Origin of the sequence: Rossellomorea aquimaris (assembly GCF_000935355.1) — a bacterium.
Lineage (GTDB): Bacteria > Bacillota > Bacilli > Bacillales > Bacillaceae_B > Rossellomorea > Rossellomorea aquimaris_B.
The window spans coordinates 821,386-838,058 of record NZ_JXZC01000001.1 but is presented as its reverse complement, the minus strand read 5'-3'; the positions used below and the strand labels follow the sequence as shown (position 1 = coordinate 838,058).

Here is a 16,673-nt window from a genome sequence, read left to right as displayed (position 1 = left end):
ATACACTTAAGTTGTAGTAGGAGGAAATGAAATGAATTTATTAGGTAAAACAAGAACCATCAATGCTATGCTGCAAAAAGCAGCTGGTAAACCAGTTAACTTCAAAGAAATGTCAGAAACACTCAGCAAGGTCATTGAAGCAAATGTATTCGTTGTAAGTCGTCGAGGGAAATTACTTGGATACGCTATTAATCAGCAAATTGAAAACGAGCGCATGAAACAAATGCTTGCTGACCGTCAATTCCCTGAGGAGTATACTCAGAACCTGTTTAATGTTCAGGAAACATCTCCAAACCTGGATGTAAACAGTGAATATACTGCATTTCCTGTTGAAAACAGAGAATTCTTCAAAAATGGTTTAACAACTATCGTTCCCATTATCGGTGGGGGAGAAAGACTGGGTACATTAATTCTTGCTCGCCTGGAAGCAAGTTTCGAAGATGATGATCTCATCCTGGCTGAATATGGTGCAACAGTAGTCGGTATGGAAATTCTTCGCGAAAAAGCTGAAGAAATTGAAGTCGAAGCTAGAAGTAAAGCTGTCGTGCAAATGGCGATCAGTTCATTATCATACAGTGAGCTTGAAGCGATCGAGCATATCTTTGAAGAGTTAAATGGTAATGAAGGTCTTCTGGTTGCTTCCAAAATTGCAGATAGAGTGGGAATTACTCGTTCAGTAATCGTTAATGCCCTTCGTAAATTAGAAAGTGCCGGTGTCATTGAGTCTCGTTCCCTGGGAATGAAAGGTACCTACATTAAAGTCTTAAACAATAAGTTCTTAGTTGAGTTAGATAAGCTTCGTACAAATTAATCAATACAATGACAATGAATAAGCTGTTCCCTGATAATTGGGGAACAGCTTTTTTATTTGTCTTCCCTTATGCTTGTCGCCTCTGGGCGAAGCCCCTCCGCTTTTGTTTCATCCAGCTCCGGGGCTTAGAGGCTCGAGGTCATAAGCAAAGGAAACCAAAAAGGATAGAGCGCCTTTCCGGTTCCCTTTGCTTATGCTTGTCACCTCTAGGCGAAGCCCCTCCGCTTTTGTGGTACGAATGGACGGAAATATCAGATTGTTTAGTGAAAATAAGTCGAATGGACTATCGGTAATTATCCATTAGGTATTGTCATAAATGACATGAATAGTACAATAAAGTTACAGCAATGTTACGACTATTTTCGACAAAAGTACTTATAGAATAGTAAGAATGGATAATATGATTACTTTCACCTCTCTTTGCAGGTGTTATTTTCATGTACATTGAAAATGAACCAAACGGGTATGTAACATATATGTAATGAAACTAGAAAAAAAGCCTTTTAATTGTAAAAATATCCTTGGGAATTTAAGGGTTAAATATAGATTGAAAGTCACAAATTCTTTGAATATCGACCTCATTCATGAAAATTTACGGAATATTCATAGACACTAATCTTGCTAAACATTACAATAAATACTGTTGCATGCTAAATTTGTAAAAAATAGTAGTATCTTGTCAAAAAAACGGATAGAGGTGCCTAAAGTGAAAATATTTTCCAACACTTTCACAACTCTAGAAAGAGGACTTAATTACGCCTCATTAAATCAAAAAGTAATCTCTCAAAATATCGCAAATGTCGATACGCCAAATTATAAAGCAAAAAAAGTAGAATTTAAAACAATGTTAGATCAATCAATTCAACAACTGGATGCGAAAAGAACCGATCACCGGCATTTTTTATTTCATTCAAGCAGTCAACATCCAGCAGTTAAAACCAAGACAGCTTATCAATATAATCACAATGGAAATGGTGTGGATTTAGACCAGGAAATGTCAGAAATGGCTTCGAATCAAATCTATTTTAACGCCTTGACAGATCGGATAAATGGTAAGTTCAACAGTCTTCAGACGGTTGTAAGGGGAGGTAAATGATAATGGCGATATTTACTAGTATGAATACAACCGCTTCTGCCCTGACGGCTCAACGTTTAAGAATGGATGTCATTTCATCGAATATGGCGAATGTGGACACAACAAGAGGGAAAATGGTCAATGGGGAATGGCAGCCTTATAAGAGAAAATCTGTTGTAATGGCATCTAAGGAAAATCAATTTTCATCATTTTTAAACAATGCAATGAACACAAGAGACAAAAACAGTGTTGGCATCGGGGTAAAGGTTTCCAGAATCGAAGAAGATGATGAGACACCATTTAAAATGGTGTTCGATCCTGAACATCCGGATGCGAATGACGAGGGGTATGTGCAACTCCCCAACGTAGATCCATTAAGAGAAATGGTTGACCTTATATCGGCTACCCGTTCATATGAAGCAAACGTAACCGTATTTAATGCGAATAAAGCGATGTTAATGAAATCATTGGAAATCGGTAAATAGGGAAGAAGGTTCAGTTCTATGGCAATACATAATATTAATTCGATTAATTCTGGAGTTATAAGTCCGTCAATTGAAAAAAAATATATAACACCTTCAGAAGGTGCAGAGAATTTCAGTCAATTACTGAAAAATTCCATTGAAGAAGTGAATTCCATGCAAGTTCAATCAGATCAAATGACAGAGAAGCTTGTACGGGGTGAAAATGTTGATCTTCATCAAATGATGATCGCTTCACAAAAGGCCAGTATTACGCTCCAAACGACCATGGAAGTGCGAAACAAAGTAGTAGAAGCGTACCAAGAAATAATGAGGATGCCAATGTAGTAGGCTCATGGAGTCATGTACCGGAGGATTGTAATGAATGAATCGTTAAAGAAATATACAGAACAAATAACGTCTTTTTGGGCAAGGAAAACAAAAAAACAGAAGATAAGTATGAGTGTGATCTTCCTGATTATGGTCATTCTGATCAGTGTTGTAAGCTTCTTTGCAACAAGAACTTCGCTTGTGCCCCTTTACAGTAATCTATCACCATCAGAAACCGGGAACATTAAAGAAAATCTTGACGGTAGAGGGATACCATCGCAAATTTCCGATGGTGGATCAACCATCATGGTCCCTAAAGAACAAGTAGATACATTAAAGGTTGAGTTAGCGGCAGAAGGTATCCCTAACTCGGGCAGTATTGATTACTCCTTCTTCAGTCAAAATGCTGGATTTGGGATGACGGATAATGAATTTAATGTGTTAAAGCTGGATGCAATGCAAACAGAACTGGCTCAGCTCATGAAAGGGATCGAAGGAGTACAAGATGCAAAAGTCATGATTAACCTTCCTGAGAAGCAGGTTTTCTTGAATGATGATGTTCAGCAAGCTTCAGCGTCCATTGTATTAAATACAAATCCAGGTTTTACATTTGATCAAAAGCAGATTAAGTCCCTTTACCATCTGGTTTCGAAAAGTGTTCCTGATCTTCCTACTGAGAATATCGTCATCATGAATCAATTTTTTGAGTATTTCGATTTGGAATCCCAAAATAATTCCATGGGCGGAGGGAACTTTGCTCAACAGATGGATATTAAGAAAGAAATTGAACGTGACATACAACGTCAAGTTCAGAATATGCTCGGCACATTGATTGGATTTAACAAGGTGGTTGTATCCGTTACAACTGATATAGACTTTACCCAGGAAAATCGGGAAGAAAACCTTGTAATACCAGTGGATGAAGAAAATATGGAAGGAATTGCCGTGAGTGCACAGCGTATAACTGAAACTTTTTCTGGAGAGGGAGCAGGTCCTGAAGGGGTACCTTCAGCAGAAGATACAGATGATACACTAGATTCGAGTTCCTACCAAGAAGGAACTGAATCAAATGGTGATTATGAGCGAATGGAAGAAACGATCAACAATGAAGTCAATCGTATCCGTAAAGAAGTGGTAGAAAGCCCATACAAAATACGGGACCTTGGGATTCAGGTTATGGTGGAACCTCCAAATCCTGAAGAGGTAAATTCCCTTCCTCAAGATAGGGTGGATGATATCCGCCAAGTATTATCGACCATTGTACGAACGTCTATTGACAAGGAAGCTACCCCTGAATTAACAGACGAAGCAATAAAAGACAAAGTGATCGTCTCGGTTCAACCGTTTAATGGAAAAGTCAACTTGGTCTCTGAAGAGAAACCTGTTCTTCCTTGGTGGACTTATGCAGTCGGAGGGATACTTCTTGTTGTCATTCTACTATTAGTATTTTTCTTAATTCGTTCCAGAAAGAAAGAAATGATAGAAGAAAGGGCTTACGAAGAAAAAAGGGAGCCTGTCCATATCCCTGATATTGAGCCTAAAGAAGAAACAGAAGGATCCATTCGCCGGAAACAGCTTGAAAAGATGGCTAGAGAAAAGCCTGAAGAATTCGCAAAATTATTACGTACCTGGTTAGCAGAGGATTAGGAGGGGTGAACATGGTTAGAAGAGAGAAAGAATTAACGGGAAAACAAAAAGCAGCCATCCTCCTGATCTCTCTTGGTCCTGATGTATCCGCGTCAGTGTACAAGCATTTGTCAGAAGAAGATATCGAAAAATTAACGTTAGAGATTTCCGGAGTTAAAAAGGTAGAGAATGAAGCGAAAGAGGATATTCTAGAGGAGTTTCACAATATTGCCATTGCTCAAGATTATATCTCTCAAGGCGGGATTGGCTATGCCAAGACAGTACTAGAAAAAGCACTCGGACCGGAACAAGCATTAGCCATCATAAATCGATTAACGTCATCTTTACAGGTAAAGCCTTTTGACTTTGCAAGGAGGGCAGATGCTGCTCAAATTCTCAACTTTATTCAAAATGAACACCCACAAACCATTGCATTGATTCTATCTTATCTTGAACCCCAGCAAGCAGGCCAAATTCTGTCAGAACTTCCTCAAGACGTTCAAGCGGATATTGCAAGGAGAATCGCTATTATGGATGGTACATCACCAGAAGTGATAAGTGAGGTGGAAGCCATCCTTGAAAGAAAGCTTTCAGCAACTGTTACCCAGGATTATACGCAAACGGGTGGAGTGGAAGCAGTGGTGGAAGTGCTGAATGGGGTAGACCGTTCTACAGAGAAAACCATCCTGGATGCATTAGAAATTCAAGATCCGGAATTAGCAGAAGAAATCAAGAAGAGAATGTTTGTGTTCGAAGATATTGTTACCCTTGATGGACGTTCCATTCAACGTGTCATTCGTGATTGTGATAACGAGGACCTTCTCCTTGCCCTTAAAGTATCCAGCGACGAAGTCAAGGAAGTCGTATATAGAAACATGTCTAATCGAATGGTGGAGACCCTTAAAGAAGAAATGGAATTCATGGGGCCGGTTCGTTTGCGCGATGTAGAAGAAGCACAGTCTCGGATTGTAGCTGTGATAAGGCGATTAGAGGACTCAGGTGAGATCATCATAGCCCGCGGTGGAGGAGACGATATCATTGTCTAGAATCATCAAATCTTCCATTGCTCAAACCATTCATGAGAGTGAAAAAGTGATATCCCTTAAAAGAGTTAAGCCGCCAGGGGAGTTCAAGCAGCATGATCCGAATGACTTTGAACTGAACACAGCGATCCGGGCAGACCACCTTTTAAAGGAAGCGAAAGAAAAAGCGGCCCGAATAATCGAAGAAGCGAAACAGATGACTCTTCAAGCTCAGAGTCAAATTGAACGTGAGAGAGAAAAGTGGGTTATCGAGCGCGAGCAACTTATGCAAGAAGCCTATAATGCCGGATTTCTTCTAGGTGAAGAAGAGGGAAGAAACAAAGGATATCAAGAATATCAGCAGCGTTTAATGGAAGCAAACGAAATGACCGAGCGAAATAAACAACAATATCTTGACTATATTCACAATGCAGAAAAGGTCATTGTTAGTCTGGGGATAACATGTGCTGAGAAGATTATGAATCGCAAGCTTAAGGATGAACCCGATCATTTCCTTTCGATCGTCAAACAGGGCTTAAAGGAAGTAAGAGATTTACCCCACATTCAAATTCATGTTCATCCGTCTAAGCATAGACTTTTGGCTGAAAACAAGAACGATCTTGAAGTCATGTTCCCCATGAATGTTCAGTGTTTCATTTATGCAAATGATGACCTTAAAACAGAGGAATGTTATATAGAAACCAATCAGGGACGTGTCATTGTGAGTGTGGATTCCCAATTAAAAGAATTAAAACAGAAGCTTCTTCATCTTCTGGAAGGTGATGTTGAATGAAAGCCGCAGATCTGATTGACCATATCCCCCGGATACCAACTTTCAAAAAGTTTGGAAAGGTGAAACGTGTTGTAGGGTTAATGATAGAATCTCAAGGACCTGAAAGTTCTGTCGGTGAAGTATGCCATATTCATATTTTTTCCCGAGGCAAGCAGAAAGTGATTTTAGCAGAAGTGGTAGGGTTTAATGATGATTTGGTGATCCTCATGCCATATACCAATATGCAGGATATCTCTCCCGGCAGTTTGGTTGAAGGATCGTCAAAGCCGTTGGAAATCAAAATTGGACCATCTTTAATAGGAAAGGTGATTGATTCCCTTGGACATCCACTCGATGGAAGTGACCTGCCCAGTGGATTGTGCAAAACGTTTACAGAACAAGACCCTCCCAACCCTCTGTCGAGACCGCCCATTGACGAGAAAATGGAGGTTGGTGTAAAAGCCATCGACAGTATGCTGACTGTAGGTAAAGGTCAAAGGGTAGGTATATTCGCTGGGAGTGGGGTAGGTAAAAGTACCTTGCTTGGAATGATAGCCCGAAACACAAAAGCGGACTTGAATGTGATTGCTTTAATCGGTGAACGGGGAAGAGAGGTCAGGGAGTTTATTGAAAGGGATTTAGGAGAAGAAGGGTTAAAGCGAACCATTGTTGTGGCAGCCACTTCAGACCAACCCGCCCTAATGAGGATCAAAGGAGCCTTTACGGCAACAGCCATTGCGGAATATTTCCGTGATAAAGGATTAAACGTCATGCTCATGATGGATTCGGCCACGCGAGTAGCAATGGCACAGAGGGAAATCGGTTTGGCGGTAGGGGAACCTCCGACCACAAAAGGGTACACCCCTTCTGTTTTCGCGATTTTACCGAAACTCTTAGAGAGAACAGGAACCAATGTGTTTGGAAGCATTACGGCATTCTACACCGTATTGGTAGATGGCGATGACTTAAATGAACCTATATCGGACACGGTCAGGGGAATTCTTGATGGCCATATCGTGCTTGACCGCCAAATTGCAAATAGAGGCCAATATCCTGCCATCAATATTTTAAAAAGTGTTAGCCGGTTAATGAATCATCTATCATCTAATGAACATTTACACGCGGCCACTAGAATAAGAGAGTTATTGAGTACTTATATGAATTCCGAGGACTTAATCCAAATTGGTGCTTATAAAAAGGGTACTTCCCGTGAGGTTGATGAAGCCATCCAATACTATCCGGGCATCATTTCCTTCTTGAAGCAGGGCGTATACGAAAAGGTTTCCCTTCCTGCAAGTGTTGATGAGCTTGTAAAGCTATCGGAAAAAGGTGGATGAATTTGAATTATCAATATAGGTTCGAGCGGATTTTAACATTAAAGGAAAAAGAAAAAGATGAAGTACAAGAAATGTACAGGGGCTCCATTGAAAAATTTGAAAAAGTTGCCGGGAAGCTTTATGAATTTCTGAAAAAGAAAGAGGAGCTTGAACAGCTACAAGAAACCAAATTGCAAAATGGCTTATCTGTACAGGATATCCGTCATCATCAACAGTTCATTACCAATCTAGAGAAGACCATTTCGTATCACCAGGACCTGGTGATACAAGCTAGAAACCGAATGAACTGGTACGAAGAGAAACTTGTGGACATGAATGTAGAAGTAAAGAAATACGAAAAGATGAAAGAAAAAGATCTCCATCGCTTCTTACAAAGCATTCAACAAGTGGAAAATAAACAATTAGACGAAGTGTCAGTCGTTCAATATATGAAACGGGGAGTGAGGTGATTTCATGGCAAAGGTAATCGAAGAGGAAAATAAAGAGAAGTCAGGACGATTTCAAAGGGTAGTGTTTATCATCTTCATTCCTCTCTTATTTGCTATAACCTTCGCTCTTGTAATCATGACAGTAGCAGGAATAAATGTATTTGAAAAAGCACAATCTTTAAGTTCGGATATTCCATTTTTAGCTAAAGTCCTTCCGGTAAACGAAACACAGGATGCAGACCACATACAAGAGCGAATGATCTCACTTCAAGCTTTAACAGAAGATCAAGAGGCGAAAATTGTCCAGCTTCAAAGTGAAGCGGATAAAAAAGACAGTGAAAACGAACAACTACAAGCAACCATTCAGCAGCAAAAAGAAGAGCTTGAAGAGTTACGGCAGATAGGTGAAGAAAACAAGCGTGCCTTTAAAGAGGTGGTCAGTACATATGAATCCATGTCTGCAAAGAGTGCAGCTCCTGTTCTGATGAACATGAATGATGATGAGGCGATGAAGATTCTATCAAGTATCAAACCGGATACTCTAGCCGATATTTTAGAAAAAATGCCTCCGGAAGATGCTGCAAGATACACGGAGCTGCTCTCTACGGAGGAAAGTTAGCTAAAGCATGAGAGGAGGTGAAAAAGTGGAAATCGGAATAGGAACACAAGCTCCTCCCTCACCCACGGGGATGAGAAAGGAATCAACTCTTTCAAAGAAAGAAATCGACGGGTTTTCAAAACTTTTAGGATTTGTCTCGACTCATAGGGTTGAAAGGGTAGAAGTCAAACAGCCGGATTCCCTATCTCTTCTTCTCAGCTTACAAGGCATCTTACGTGCTACAGGACTGGATGAAATTGGGCTATCAAGCGGACAGTTGGAAGGATTATCCCGATTAAAGGAGCTTGACTATAACCAAATCGCGGAAATAGTAGGTGTGGATATAGAAACAATCAAAACACTATTTTCTGAACAATTCTCATTTCCAGAGGCAAACCCATCCTTGCATCCATCCGATGATACTGAAGAGGATCTTCATGAAATCTTGCTCTCAACGATGCAGATGCTCCATTCCGCATTGAAAAATAAGGTGAGCGGTTTAAATGGAAACGGGACATTAGAAAAAGTCACCAGACTTGTCAAGGTGATTGAACTTCTGGCGGCAAACCGCGACTTACTTGTGGTGGAAGCATCAAAAGCGTCGGAGCTTAAAGACATGATGAAGATGGTTCAAACGGGAGTAGAAGGATCAATAGCCAAAGAGTTTAAATACGAGAAGGATTGGTCCAGGCTGATAAAAAAAGCTTCTCAACGCCAAGAACCTGTGGAAACACTAAATAAACCGTCATCCACAGAAGGTCCCGCAGTAGAAAAGAAAAGCATTCAACCGATTCAGGGAAACCATCTACACTTTGTCCATCCGAAAACAGAATCATTTTCCATGAAACATGCATTTACATCACAAAACCTTCAAGTGGAGAACATTGAAACCTTACAGGCGTTAACGGATGCTGAGGGGCAAAAATCGCAAATATTGTCTGAACTTAAAGACATGATTAAGTTCGTTCAAACGGGAGTAGATGAATCGATAGCCAGAGAGTTTAATTACGTGAAGGATTGGTCCCGGCTGATGAAGGAAGCCTTTAAACGCCAAGAACCTGTGGAAACACTCGAAAAGCACTCATCTACAGAAGGTATCACAGGAGAAAAGAAAGGTATTCAACCGATTCAGGGAAACCATCTACACTTTGTACTTCCGAAAACAGAATTCGTTTCCATGAGTCTCTCATCAGGAAATCGCTCCGTTCAATATGAACAATTTGTAAAAGAATTCCATAATATCCTAAGTAAATCTAAAATGCTGTCACAGCCGAACATGAGTAAGCTGTTAATCAAGCTGTATCCAGAGCAATTGGGCTCATTAAGGATTGAACTTTTACAACAAAACGGAGTGATGACTGCGAAAATATTAGCTTCAACGGCAACCGCGAAAGAAATGCTGGATTCTCAAATTCAAGGATTGAAGCATGCTTTCACATCACAGAACCTTCAAGTGGAGAAGATTGAAATCTCGCAGGCGTTAGCAGATGCTGAGCGACAATCCAAAGGGCAGTCACAACATCATTCCTCGCAACAGCAAAAACAACATCAACCCGACCAGGGAGGAAGCGGGGAAGAAGAAAGAACTCAATCCTTTAAGGATTATCTCGTAAATACCGAAATATAGGTGATCATATGACGAAAATCGATCCGAGCTTATTATACTCCACCGTTCAAACGAAACAGCGTGAAGGTGGAAAGGATATTCTGGGAAAAGATGACTTCCTGAAAATCCTGATGACTCAATTACAAAATCAAGACCCGTTAAATCCGATGCAGGATAAAGATTTTATCGCACAAATGGCTACTTTTTCATCTTTAGAGCAAATGACGAACTTGACGCAAACAATGGAGAAATTTGTGGATAACCAAAGCCAAACACAATTGATCTCTTACAATCAGTTTGTTGGTAAACAAGTGACATGGCATAAAATCATAGAGTCCGAAGAGGGTGATGCACCTGATATACAAGAAGGACAGGGATTTGTAAAAGGAGTCCGCTATAAAGGTGACTCTGTTGAATTCATCATGGAGGACGGCACGATCCTGACTCCCGGAAATATTTCGCAAGTGAATACGACGGATACCACTGAAGCTTCTCTCGTAAATGCATCATTACTGATTGGAAAGAACGTAACATGGAACAGCGAAGATGGAGAGATGAGCGGAATCGTTCAATCCGTTTCAACGAAAGATTCAAAAATATGGTTTCATACAGGAGCAGGGGACAAAATTTCAAGTGATAAATTAATAAAAATTGAATCTTAGGGAGTGGTTGTATGGAGAAGACATTCGTTCATCGTTCACTGCAACCAATTACACCAAATTTTAAAACGAAACCTATTACTAAACCTTCCATCGCATCATCTTTTGCTGCCCAATTAGATAAAGCCATTCAAGACGTACCCCCAATACACATCAGTAAGCATGCAAAGGTAAGGATGGAACAACGGGGAATCTCTATTACTCCACATACATGGGAGAAGATAGGGGAGAAAGTGGATGAAGCGAAAACTAAAGGTGTTCAAGATTCACTGGTGATTTTAAAAGATGCAGCACTCATTGTAAGCGCAAAAAATAAAACAGTGATAACAGCATTAGACCGTGAGGAAGCAAGTTCTCAAATTTTTACAAATATTAATGGAACCATACTAATAGACTCATAGGCTGGACCAAATAGGAAGCCTGTAGCTGTGGAATGATCGAAGCAGCTAACACGAAAGGGGAAAAAACAATGCTACGTTCAATGTATTCAGGTATCAGTGGAATGAAAAACTTTCAAACAAAGCTGGATGTAATCGGAAATAATATTGCGAATGTTAATACGTATGGATATAAGAAAGGTAGAGTTACATTTCAAGATATTGTTAGTCAACAGATTTCTGGCGCTAGTGCGGCAACTGCAAATAAAGGAGGAATTAATCCTAAACAAGTTGGATTAGGAGCACAATTGTCATCTATTGATACAATTCATACACAAGGAAGCTTACAAACAACTGGTAGACCATTAGATTTATCACTGTCTGGTGATGGATTTTTTATGGTTCAAGAAGGAACAACCAACCTTTTCACACGTGCAGGAAATATGTACCTAGATAATGAAGGTACACTAGTAAATTCAAACGGACTTAAATTACAAGGGAAACAGGCAGATGCTGATAACAATGCACTTACAGCTGATATCGGAGAAATGAAAATCCCAACAGATGCTCAAAGTTTTAGTATTGGTAGCGATGGAAGAGTTTCATATATAAATAATGAGGGAGATTTAAAACTTGCAGGACAAATTATGATTGCAAAATTTCCTAATCCTGGTGGCCTCCAAAAAGTGGGAGATAACTTATTTCAAGAAACGAATAATTCTGGCTATATAGATCCTAATAATGATGGTACTTTTGCGCCACCTCAACTTAATGAGCCTGGAGAATCTGGATCTGGTTCAATTGTTTCGGGTACCCTCGAAATGTCCAACGTCGACCTATCCGAAGAATTCACCGAAATGATCACGGCTCAGCGTGGTTTCCAGGCAAATACACGGATCATTACAACGTCGGATGAAATTCTGCAGGAGCTTGTAAACTTGAAACGTTAATTCGTTAAAAAGGGAGGAAGGTACTGACGAATCAGGGGGACGCTGGTGAATCCCTGATTCGTCAGTACCGAAAGCTGATGATCACGTTAACCAGACTAAATGGAAAGGCATTTATGTTGAATGCTTTATACATAGAAACAGTAGAAGCGTTTCCGGACACTACGATTCTATTAACAAATGGCAGACGATATGTTGTGAAGGAAACGGTGGACGAGGTTCGCTGCCTGGCACTTTCTTTCTTTCAAGAAGCAAATCTACTCAGTGTGCCGCATGGGGGAGGGAGTACGAATGAAGAGTAAAGCCCTGACAATCATGATGATCTTGTTGGTTACGATTACGCTTGTAGGGGTGATTGCGTTAGTTGTCATTATGAAGTTTTCAGGAGATGAAGAAACGAAGGAAGCATCGATTGAAGAGGTGATTGAAAACTCTGTGGATATCCCTGAGACGACAACCAACTTGATGAGCAATGATTTTATTCGTATTTCCTTTAAAATTCAAACGGATAGTAAAAAAGCGAAAAGTGAGTTGGAAAAGAGAGACTTTCAAGTGAATAACATCATCATAGAAGAGCTTTCAGAATTGAAGGCGGAAGAACTGCAGGGAAAAAAAGGGAAAGAATTGATCGAAACAAAGGTTAAAGACAAAGTGAACTCCCTTATGCAAGAAGGTATGGTAGAAAGAGTCTATATCACCTCTATGATGATTCAATAAGTTAGCTTATATCGAGTGTTCGGAGGTGAAGGCATGGCTAGTGAAATTTTATCACAAAGTGAAATCGATGCTCTGTTGTCTGCTCTCAATACGGGAGAGATGAGCGCAGATGATTTCAAAAAAGAAGAAGAAGAGAAAAAAGTGAAAGTGTACGATTTTAAGAGAGCTTTACGGTTTTCGAAGGATCAAATCCGAAGTTTAACTAGAATTCACGAAAACTTCGCCCGTATCTTAACTACCTATTTCTCTGCCCAACTAAGAACGTACGTTCAAATAAACGTGGCTTCTGCCGATCAAATCCCATATGAGGAATTTATCCGTTCCGTTCCGAAAATGACAATTTTAAATGTCTATGAATTACCTCCATTGGATGGAAGGATCCTCATGGAAATCAACCCTAATATCGCTTATTCGATGATGGATCGGGTGATGGGTGGAAGAGGAGTCAGCGTTAACAAAGTAGAGAATTTAACGGAAATTGAAACAAGGATCATGAGTCAGCTTTTTGAAAAAGCGTTTGAAAACTTAAGGGAAGCCTGGAGCACTGTGGCAGATGTAGATCCGCTTTTTGCTGAATTTGAAGTGAACCCGCAATTCCTTCAGATGGTTTCACCAAATGAAACGGTTGTGGTCATTTCTTTAAACACAACGATTGGTGAAACAAGTGGCATGATTAACATCTGCATTCCGCACGTTGTCCTGGAACCGATCCTTCCGAAATTATCAGGAAGCTATTGGATGGAAAGCAAACGGAAAGAGAGTAAGCCGGAAGAAACGGCACATCTTGAAAGAAGAATCAAGAAAGCCCAAGTCCCAATTGTAGCTGAATTAGGACGTTCAGATATTTCAATTGAAGAGTTCCTTATGCTGGATATTGGTGACGTAATCGAAATGAACACCCGAATTGATGATCCTTTAACGATCAGAGTGGGTGAAATTCCTAAATTCACTGCTCAGCCAGGGCAGTCCAAAAAGAAACTGGCGGTACAAATTTTAGATTCCTTGAAGGGGGGAGACGACGATGATGAGTGATGATATGTTATCACAAGATGAAATTGATGCTCTTCTTCGTGGTTCTGCAGAACCCGAAGAGGACACAGAAGAGCGCATGAAGATAAATAGTAATGATTACATTAGTCCAATTGAAGAGGATGCCTTAGGTGAAATCGGGAACATCTCCTTTGGGAGTTCTGCAACGGCTTTGTCTACTTTGCTTAACCAAAAGGTTGAAATAACGACCCCTAAAGTAACCATCATAAATAAAAATTATTTAGAAGAGGAATTCCCTCATCCGTATGTCGCCATTCAAGTTCAATATACTGAAGGGTTTTCAGGAGTGAACTTGCTGGTGATCAAACAATCAGATGCATCGATCATCGCTGATTTAATGCTTGGTGGGGATGGAAGGAATCCATCTGGTGAATTGGGGGAAATTCAGCTTAGCGCCGTGCAAGAGGCAATGAATCAAATGATGGGCTCTGCTGCAACCTCCATGTCCACGGTGTTTAGTAAGAAAGTGGATATTTCCCCTCCTTCCATCGATTTGATGTACATACCACAAGGGGAAGGGGAAGAAAACCTTCCTGATCAAGATCTGTTAGTGAGGGTATCATTCTCATTGAAAATTGGGGACCTCATTGATTCGAGCATTATGCAGCTGTTACCCTTAACTTTTGCCAAGAGTCTGGTTGATGAATTAATGAATGGCGGAGCTACTGAAGAAGTTGCAGCCGCGGTTGCTCCAAGCTTGGACCCACCCAAAGGTACTTCACAACAGCAGAAAGTAAATAGCGGTATGGATGAGGAACTTGTTCGTGCGTCCCATCAGCAGAACTCTCCACAGCACCTGGGTGTACAAGGAGTACATGGGGAAACCATAAATGTACAACCGGCTACTTTTAGTCATTTTGAACCGACGACGTTGGGACAGCAGGAAACAAAAAATTTACATATGCTGTTGGATATTCCCCTGCAGGTAACGGTAGAGCTTGGAAGGACGAACCGGTCTGTCAGGGACATCCTTGAACTATCCTCCGGTTCCATTATAGAGCTTGATAAATTAGCGGGAGAGCCGGTTGATATTCTTGTGAACAGCCAATTAATGGCTAAGGGGGAAGTTGTCGTGATAGATGAGAACTTTGGTGTCAGAATTACGGACATCGTAAGTCAAAGTGATCGTATTAAAAAACTTAAATAACTTAGACAATGGAGGATGACGATAATGGCGAATAAAATTCTGATTGTTGATGACGCGGCTTTTATGAGAATGATGATTAAAGATATTTTAACGAAAAATGGGTTCGATGTAGTTGGAGAAGCAGCAGAAGGAAGTCAAGCTGTTGATAAATATAAAGAACTGAAACCTGACCTGGTCACAATGGATATTACGATGCCGGAAAAAGATGGTATTGCAGCTTTGAAGGAAATCAAAGCAATCGACTCGGGTGCGAAAATCATTATGTGTTCTGCAATGGGTCAACAAGCAATGGTGATCGATGCCATTCAAGCGGGTGCAAAGGATTTTATCGTTAAACCATTCCAGGCAGATCGTGTAATCGAAGCCATTCAGAAAGCTCTAAGCTAACAGACTAGTAAGAAGGTGCATGTGTTGAAGAAGATTCAAATTCTAGTGGGTCTGATTGTTTTAATCATGACTGCAAATGCTGTAAATTTAACAGCATTTGCAGAAGTGAATAATGTCAAGGAATGCATAGAGCATCCTGAGAAATGCAATGAACAACAAAGTAATGAGGAGGACAGTTCCGGATCAGGGGCCTCTACTTCGGTTACTTTTTTGGATTATCTTAAAATGATCGTTGCTCTTATCTTTGTAGTTGCACTCATATATTTTTTATTGAAATTTATCAATCAAAAAGGAAGATCCTTTCAACAGACGAAAATAATCAATCATTTAGGTGGAACGCCTCTCGGGGGCAATCGTTCCGTACAAATTGTTAAGGTAGGCAAGCAAGTACTTGTACTGGGTGTGGGAGAAGATATTCAGCTTTTGAAAGAGATTCAGGATGAGAAAGAAAAAGAAGAGATACTATCCTATTATCAGGAAGCACAATTTCCTGATGCCAAAACAGCCTTTTCCAGTTGGTTGACAAAGGTAAGTGGACCTTCTCCGTCGTCTTCTCCAAGTTCATTTCAATCGCAGTTGAAATCACAGCTTGAGGAGATGAGCAAGGGGAGAAAGAAGATGTTCAAGGACTTAAAGAATAAGGAGAATCATTCAGATGAATGAATTCATGGAGTTTTTTAATAGTAGTTCTGCTGATAATGTATCGACAAGCGTAAAGCTGCTATTATTATTTACCGTCCTTTCACTGGCACCCAGTATCCTGATTTTAATGACATCTTTCACGCGCATCATGATTGTCCTTTCCTTTGTCAGAACTTCTCTCGCTACACAGCAAATGCCACCGAACCAGGTATTAATTGGTATTTCACTATTTCTAACATTCTTTATCATGGCTCCAACTTTTCAAGAGGTAAACGATGAAGCGTTGACCCCTCTTTTTAATGAAGAGATTAACCTTGAAGAAGCTTACGACAAGGCTTCCATTCCATTTAAAGAATTTATGAGTAAGCATACAAGACAAAAGGATTTAGAGTTGTTTTTACAATATTCCGGTGCAGAGCGGCCGGAGTCTGTGGAAGACATACCTCTTACATCCTTAGTACCGGCATTTGCATTAAGTGAAATTAAAACGGCTTTTCAAATAGGATTTATGATCTTTATTCCTTTCTTAGTCATCGACATGGTGGTAGCGAGTGTCTTGATGTCCATGGGAATGATGATGCTCCCTCCTGTTATGATTTCTTTGCCTTTCAAAATTTTACTTTTTGTATTAGTGGATGGCTGGTATTTAGTAATAAAATCTCTTTTACAAAGTTTTTAAGT

Annotated in this window: 21 protein-coding genes; all 21 read left to right on the top strand. The window is 40.2% G+C overall.

From position 1 onward, the window contains the following. The first annotated feature begins 31 nt into the window (after nt 1-31). Nucleotides 32-811: a GTP-sensing pleiotropic transcriptional regulator CodY gene (gene codY / locus TV75_RS04230; RefSeq protein ID WP_044337406.1), complete on the top strand. Its 780-nt coding sequence runs from the start codon at nt 32-34 to the stop codon at nt 809-811. Nucleotides 812-1,517: 706 nt separating this feature from the next. After that, entirely contained in the window at nt 1,518-1,907 is a 390-nt protein-coding gene (gene flgB, locus TV75_RS04225; RefSeq protein WP_044337405.1) for a flagellar basal body rod protein FlgB, read from the top strand. 2 nt (nt 1,908-1,909) lie between these two features. Then, nucleotides 1,910-2,371 carry a flagellar basal body rod protein FlgC gene (flgC, locus tag TV75_RS04220; protein WP_044337404.1) on the top strand — a complete coding sequence of 154 codons (462 nt, stop codon included), beginning with the start codon at nt 1,910-1,912 and terminating at the stop codon, nt 2,369-2,371. An 18-nt stretch (nt 2,372-2,389) separates the two neighbouring features. Continuing rightward, on the top strand, nt 2,390-2,695 hold the full coding sequence (gene fliE, locus TV75_RS04215; RefSeq protein ID WP_082051136.1) for a flagellar hook-basal body complex protein FliE: 306 nt from the start codon (nt 2,390-2,392) through the stop codon (nt 2,693-2,695). A 33-nt stretch (nt 2,696-2,728) separates the two neighbouring features. Further along, nucleotides 2,729-4,324: a flagellar basal-body MS-ring/collar protein FliF gene (gene fliF, locus TV75_RS04210; protein ID WP_044337403.1), complete on the top strand. Its 1,596-nt coding sequence runs from the start codon at nt 2,729-2,731 to the stop codon at nt 4,322-4,324. 11 nt (nt 4,325-4,335) lie between these two features. After that, nucleotides 4,336-5,349 carry a flagellar motor switch protein FliG gene (gene fliG, locus TV75_RS04205; RefSeq protein ID WP_044337402.1) on the top strand — a complete coding sequence of 338 codons (1,014 nt, stop codon included), beginning with the start codon at nt 4,336-4,338 and terminating at the stop codon, nt 5,347-5,349. Beyond that, nucleotides 5,342-6,118, top strand: coding sequence for a flagellar assembly protein FliH (gene fliH / locus TV75_RS04200; RefSeq protein ID WP_044337401.1), 777 nt, complete (start codon nt 5,342-5,344; stop codon nt 6,116-6,118). The genes fliG and fliH overlap by 8 nt, the downstream gene beginning before the upstream one ends. Next, nucleotides 6,115-7,434, top strand: coding sequence for a flagellar protein export ATPase FliI (fliI, locus tag TV75_RS04195; RefSeq protein ID WP_044337400.1), 1,320 nt, complete (start codon nt 6,115-6,117; stop codon nt 7,432-7,434). The genes fliH and fliI overlap by 4 nt, the downstream gene beginning before the upstream one ends. Before the next feature lie 2 nt (nt 7,435-7,436). Continuing rightward, a complete protein-coding gene (gene fliJ / locus TV75_RS04190; protein WP_044337399.1) occupies nt 7,437-7,883 on the top strand; it encodes a flagellar export protein FliJ in 447 nt (148 codons plus the stop codon). Between the two features lie 4 nt (nt 7,884-7,887). Continuing rightward, nucleotides 7,888-8,481, top strand: coding sequence for a MotE family protein (locus TV75_RS04185; RefSeq protein WP_044337398.1), 594 nt, complete (start codon nt 7,888-7,890; stop codon nt 8,479-8,481). A 25-nt stretch (nt 8,482-8,506) separates the two neighbouring features. Continuing rightward, on the top strand, nt 8,507-10,087 hold the full coding sequence (locus tag TV75_RS21080) for a flagellar hook-length control protein FliK (RefSeq protein WP_052504418.1): 1,581 nt from the start codon (nt 8,507-8,509) through the stop codon (nt 10,085-10,087). Between the two features lie 8 nt (nt 10,088-10,095). Further along, nucleotides 10,096-10,728 (top strand): flagellar hook assembly protein FlgD, encoded by a 633-nt coding sequence (gene flgD / locus TV75_RS04175; RefSeq protein WP_044337397.1) that lies wholly within the window; start codon nt 10,096-10,098, stop codon nt 10,726-10,728. An 11-nt stretch (nt 10,729-10,739) separates the two neighbouring features. After that, nucleotides 10,740-11,126 carry a TIGR02530 family flagellar biosynthesis protein gene (locus TV75_RS04170; protein ID WP_044337396.1) on the top strand — a complete coding sequence of 129 codons (387 nt, stop codon included), beginning with the start codon at nt 10,740-10,742 and terminating at the stop codon, nt 11,124-11,126. Between the two features lie 68 nt (nt 11,127-11,194). Next, nucleotides 11,195-12,052, top strand: a complete 858-nt coding sequence (flgG, locus tag TV75_RS04165; protein ID WP_044338005.1) for a flagellar basal body rod protein FlgG — start codon at nt 11,195-11,197, stop codon at nt 12,050-12,052. Between the two features lie 77 nt (nt 12,053-12,129). Continuing rightward, nucleotides 12,130-12,351 (top strand): flagellar FlbD family protein, encoded by a 222-nt coding sequence (locus tag TV75_RS04160; RefSeq protein WP_044337395.1) that lies wholly within the window; start codon nt 12,130-12,132, stop codon nt 12,349-12,351. Continuing rightward, the gene (fliL, locus tag TV75_RS04155) at nt 12,341-12,766 is read left to right on the top strand and encodes a flagellar basal body-associated protein FliL (RefSeq protein ID WP_044337394.1); all 426 of its coding nucleotides are present in this window, start codon (nt 12,341-12,343) and stop codon (nt 12,764-12,766) included. The genes TV75_RS04160 and fliL overlap by 11 nt, the downstream gene beginning before the upstream one ends. Nucleotides 12,767-12,799: 33 nt before the next feature. Continuing rightward, nucleotides 12,800-13,798, top strand: a complete 999-nt coding sequence (fliM, locus tag TV75_RS04150; RefSeq protein WP_044337393.1) for a flagellar motor switch protein FliM — start codon at nt 12,800-12,802, stop codon at nt 13,796-13,798. Then, nucleotides 13,788-14,963, top strand: a complete 1,176-nt coding sequence (gene fliY / locus TV75_RS04145; protein WP_044337392.1) for a flagellar motor switch phosphatase FliY — start codon at nt 13,788-13,790, stop codon at nt 14,961-14,963. The genes fliM and fliY overlap by 11 nt, the downstream gene beginning before the upstream one ends. A gap of 24 nt (nt 14,964-14,987) precedes the next feature. Continuing rightward, nucleotides 14,988-15,350 (top strand): response regulator, encoded by a 363-nt coding sequence (locus tag TV75_RS04140; RefSeq protein ID WP_044337391.1) that lies wholly within the window; start codon nt 14,988-14,990, stop codon nt 15,348-15,350. Nucleotides 15,351-15,374: 24 nt separating this feature from the next. After that, nucleotides 15,375-16,013 (top strand): flagellar biosynthetic protein FliO, encoded by a 639-nt coding sequence (locus TV75_RS04135; protein WP_052504417.1) that lies wholly within the window; start codon nt 15,375-15,377, stop codon nt 16,011-16,013. After that, a complete protein-coding gene (gene fliP, locus TV75_RS04130; protein ID WP_044337390.1) occupies nt 16,006-16,671 on the top strand; it encodes a flagellar type III secretion system pore protein FliP in 666 nt (221 codons plus the stop codon). Before TV75_RS04135 ends, fliP begins: the two co-directional genes overlap by 8 nt. Nucleotides 16,672-16,673: the final 2 nt, after the last annotated feature.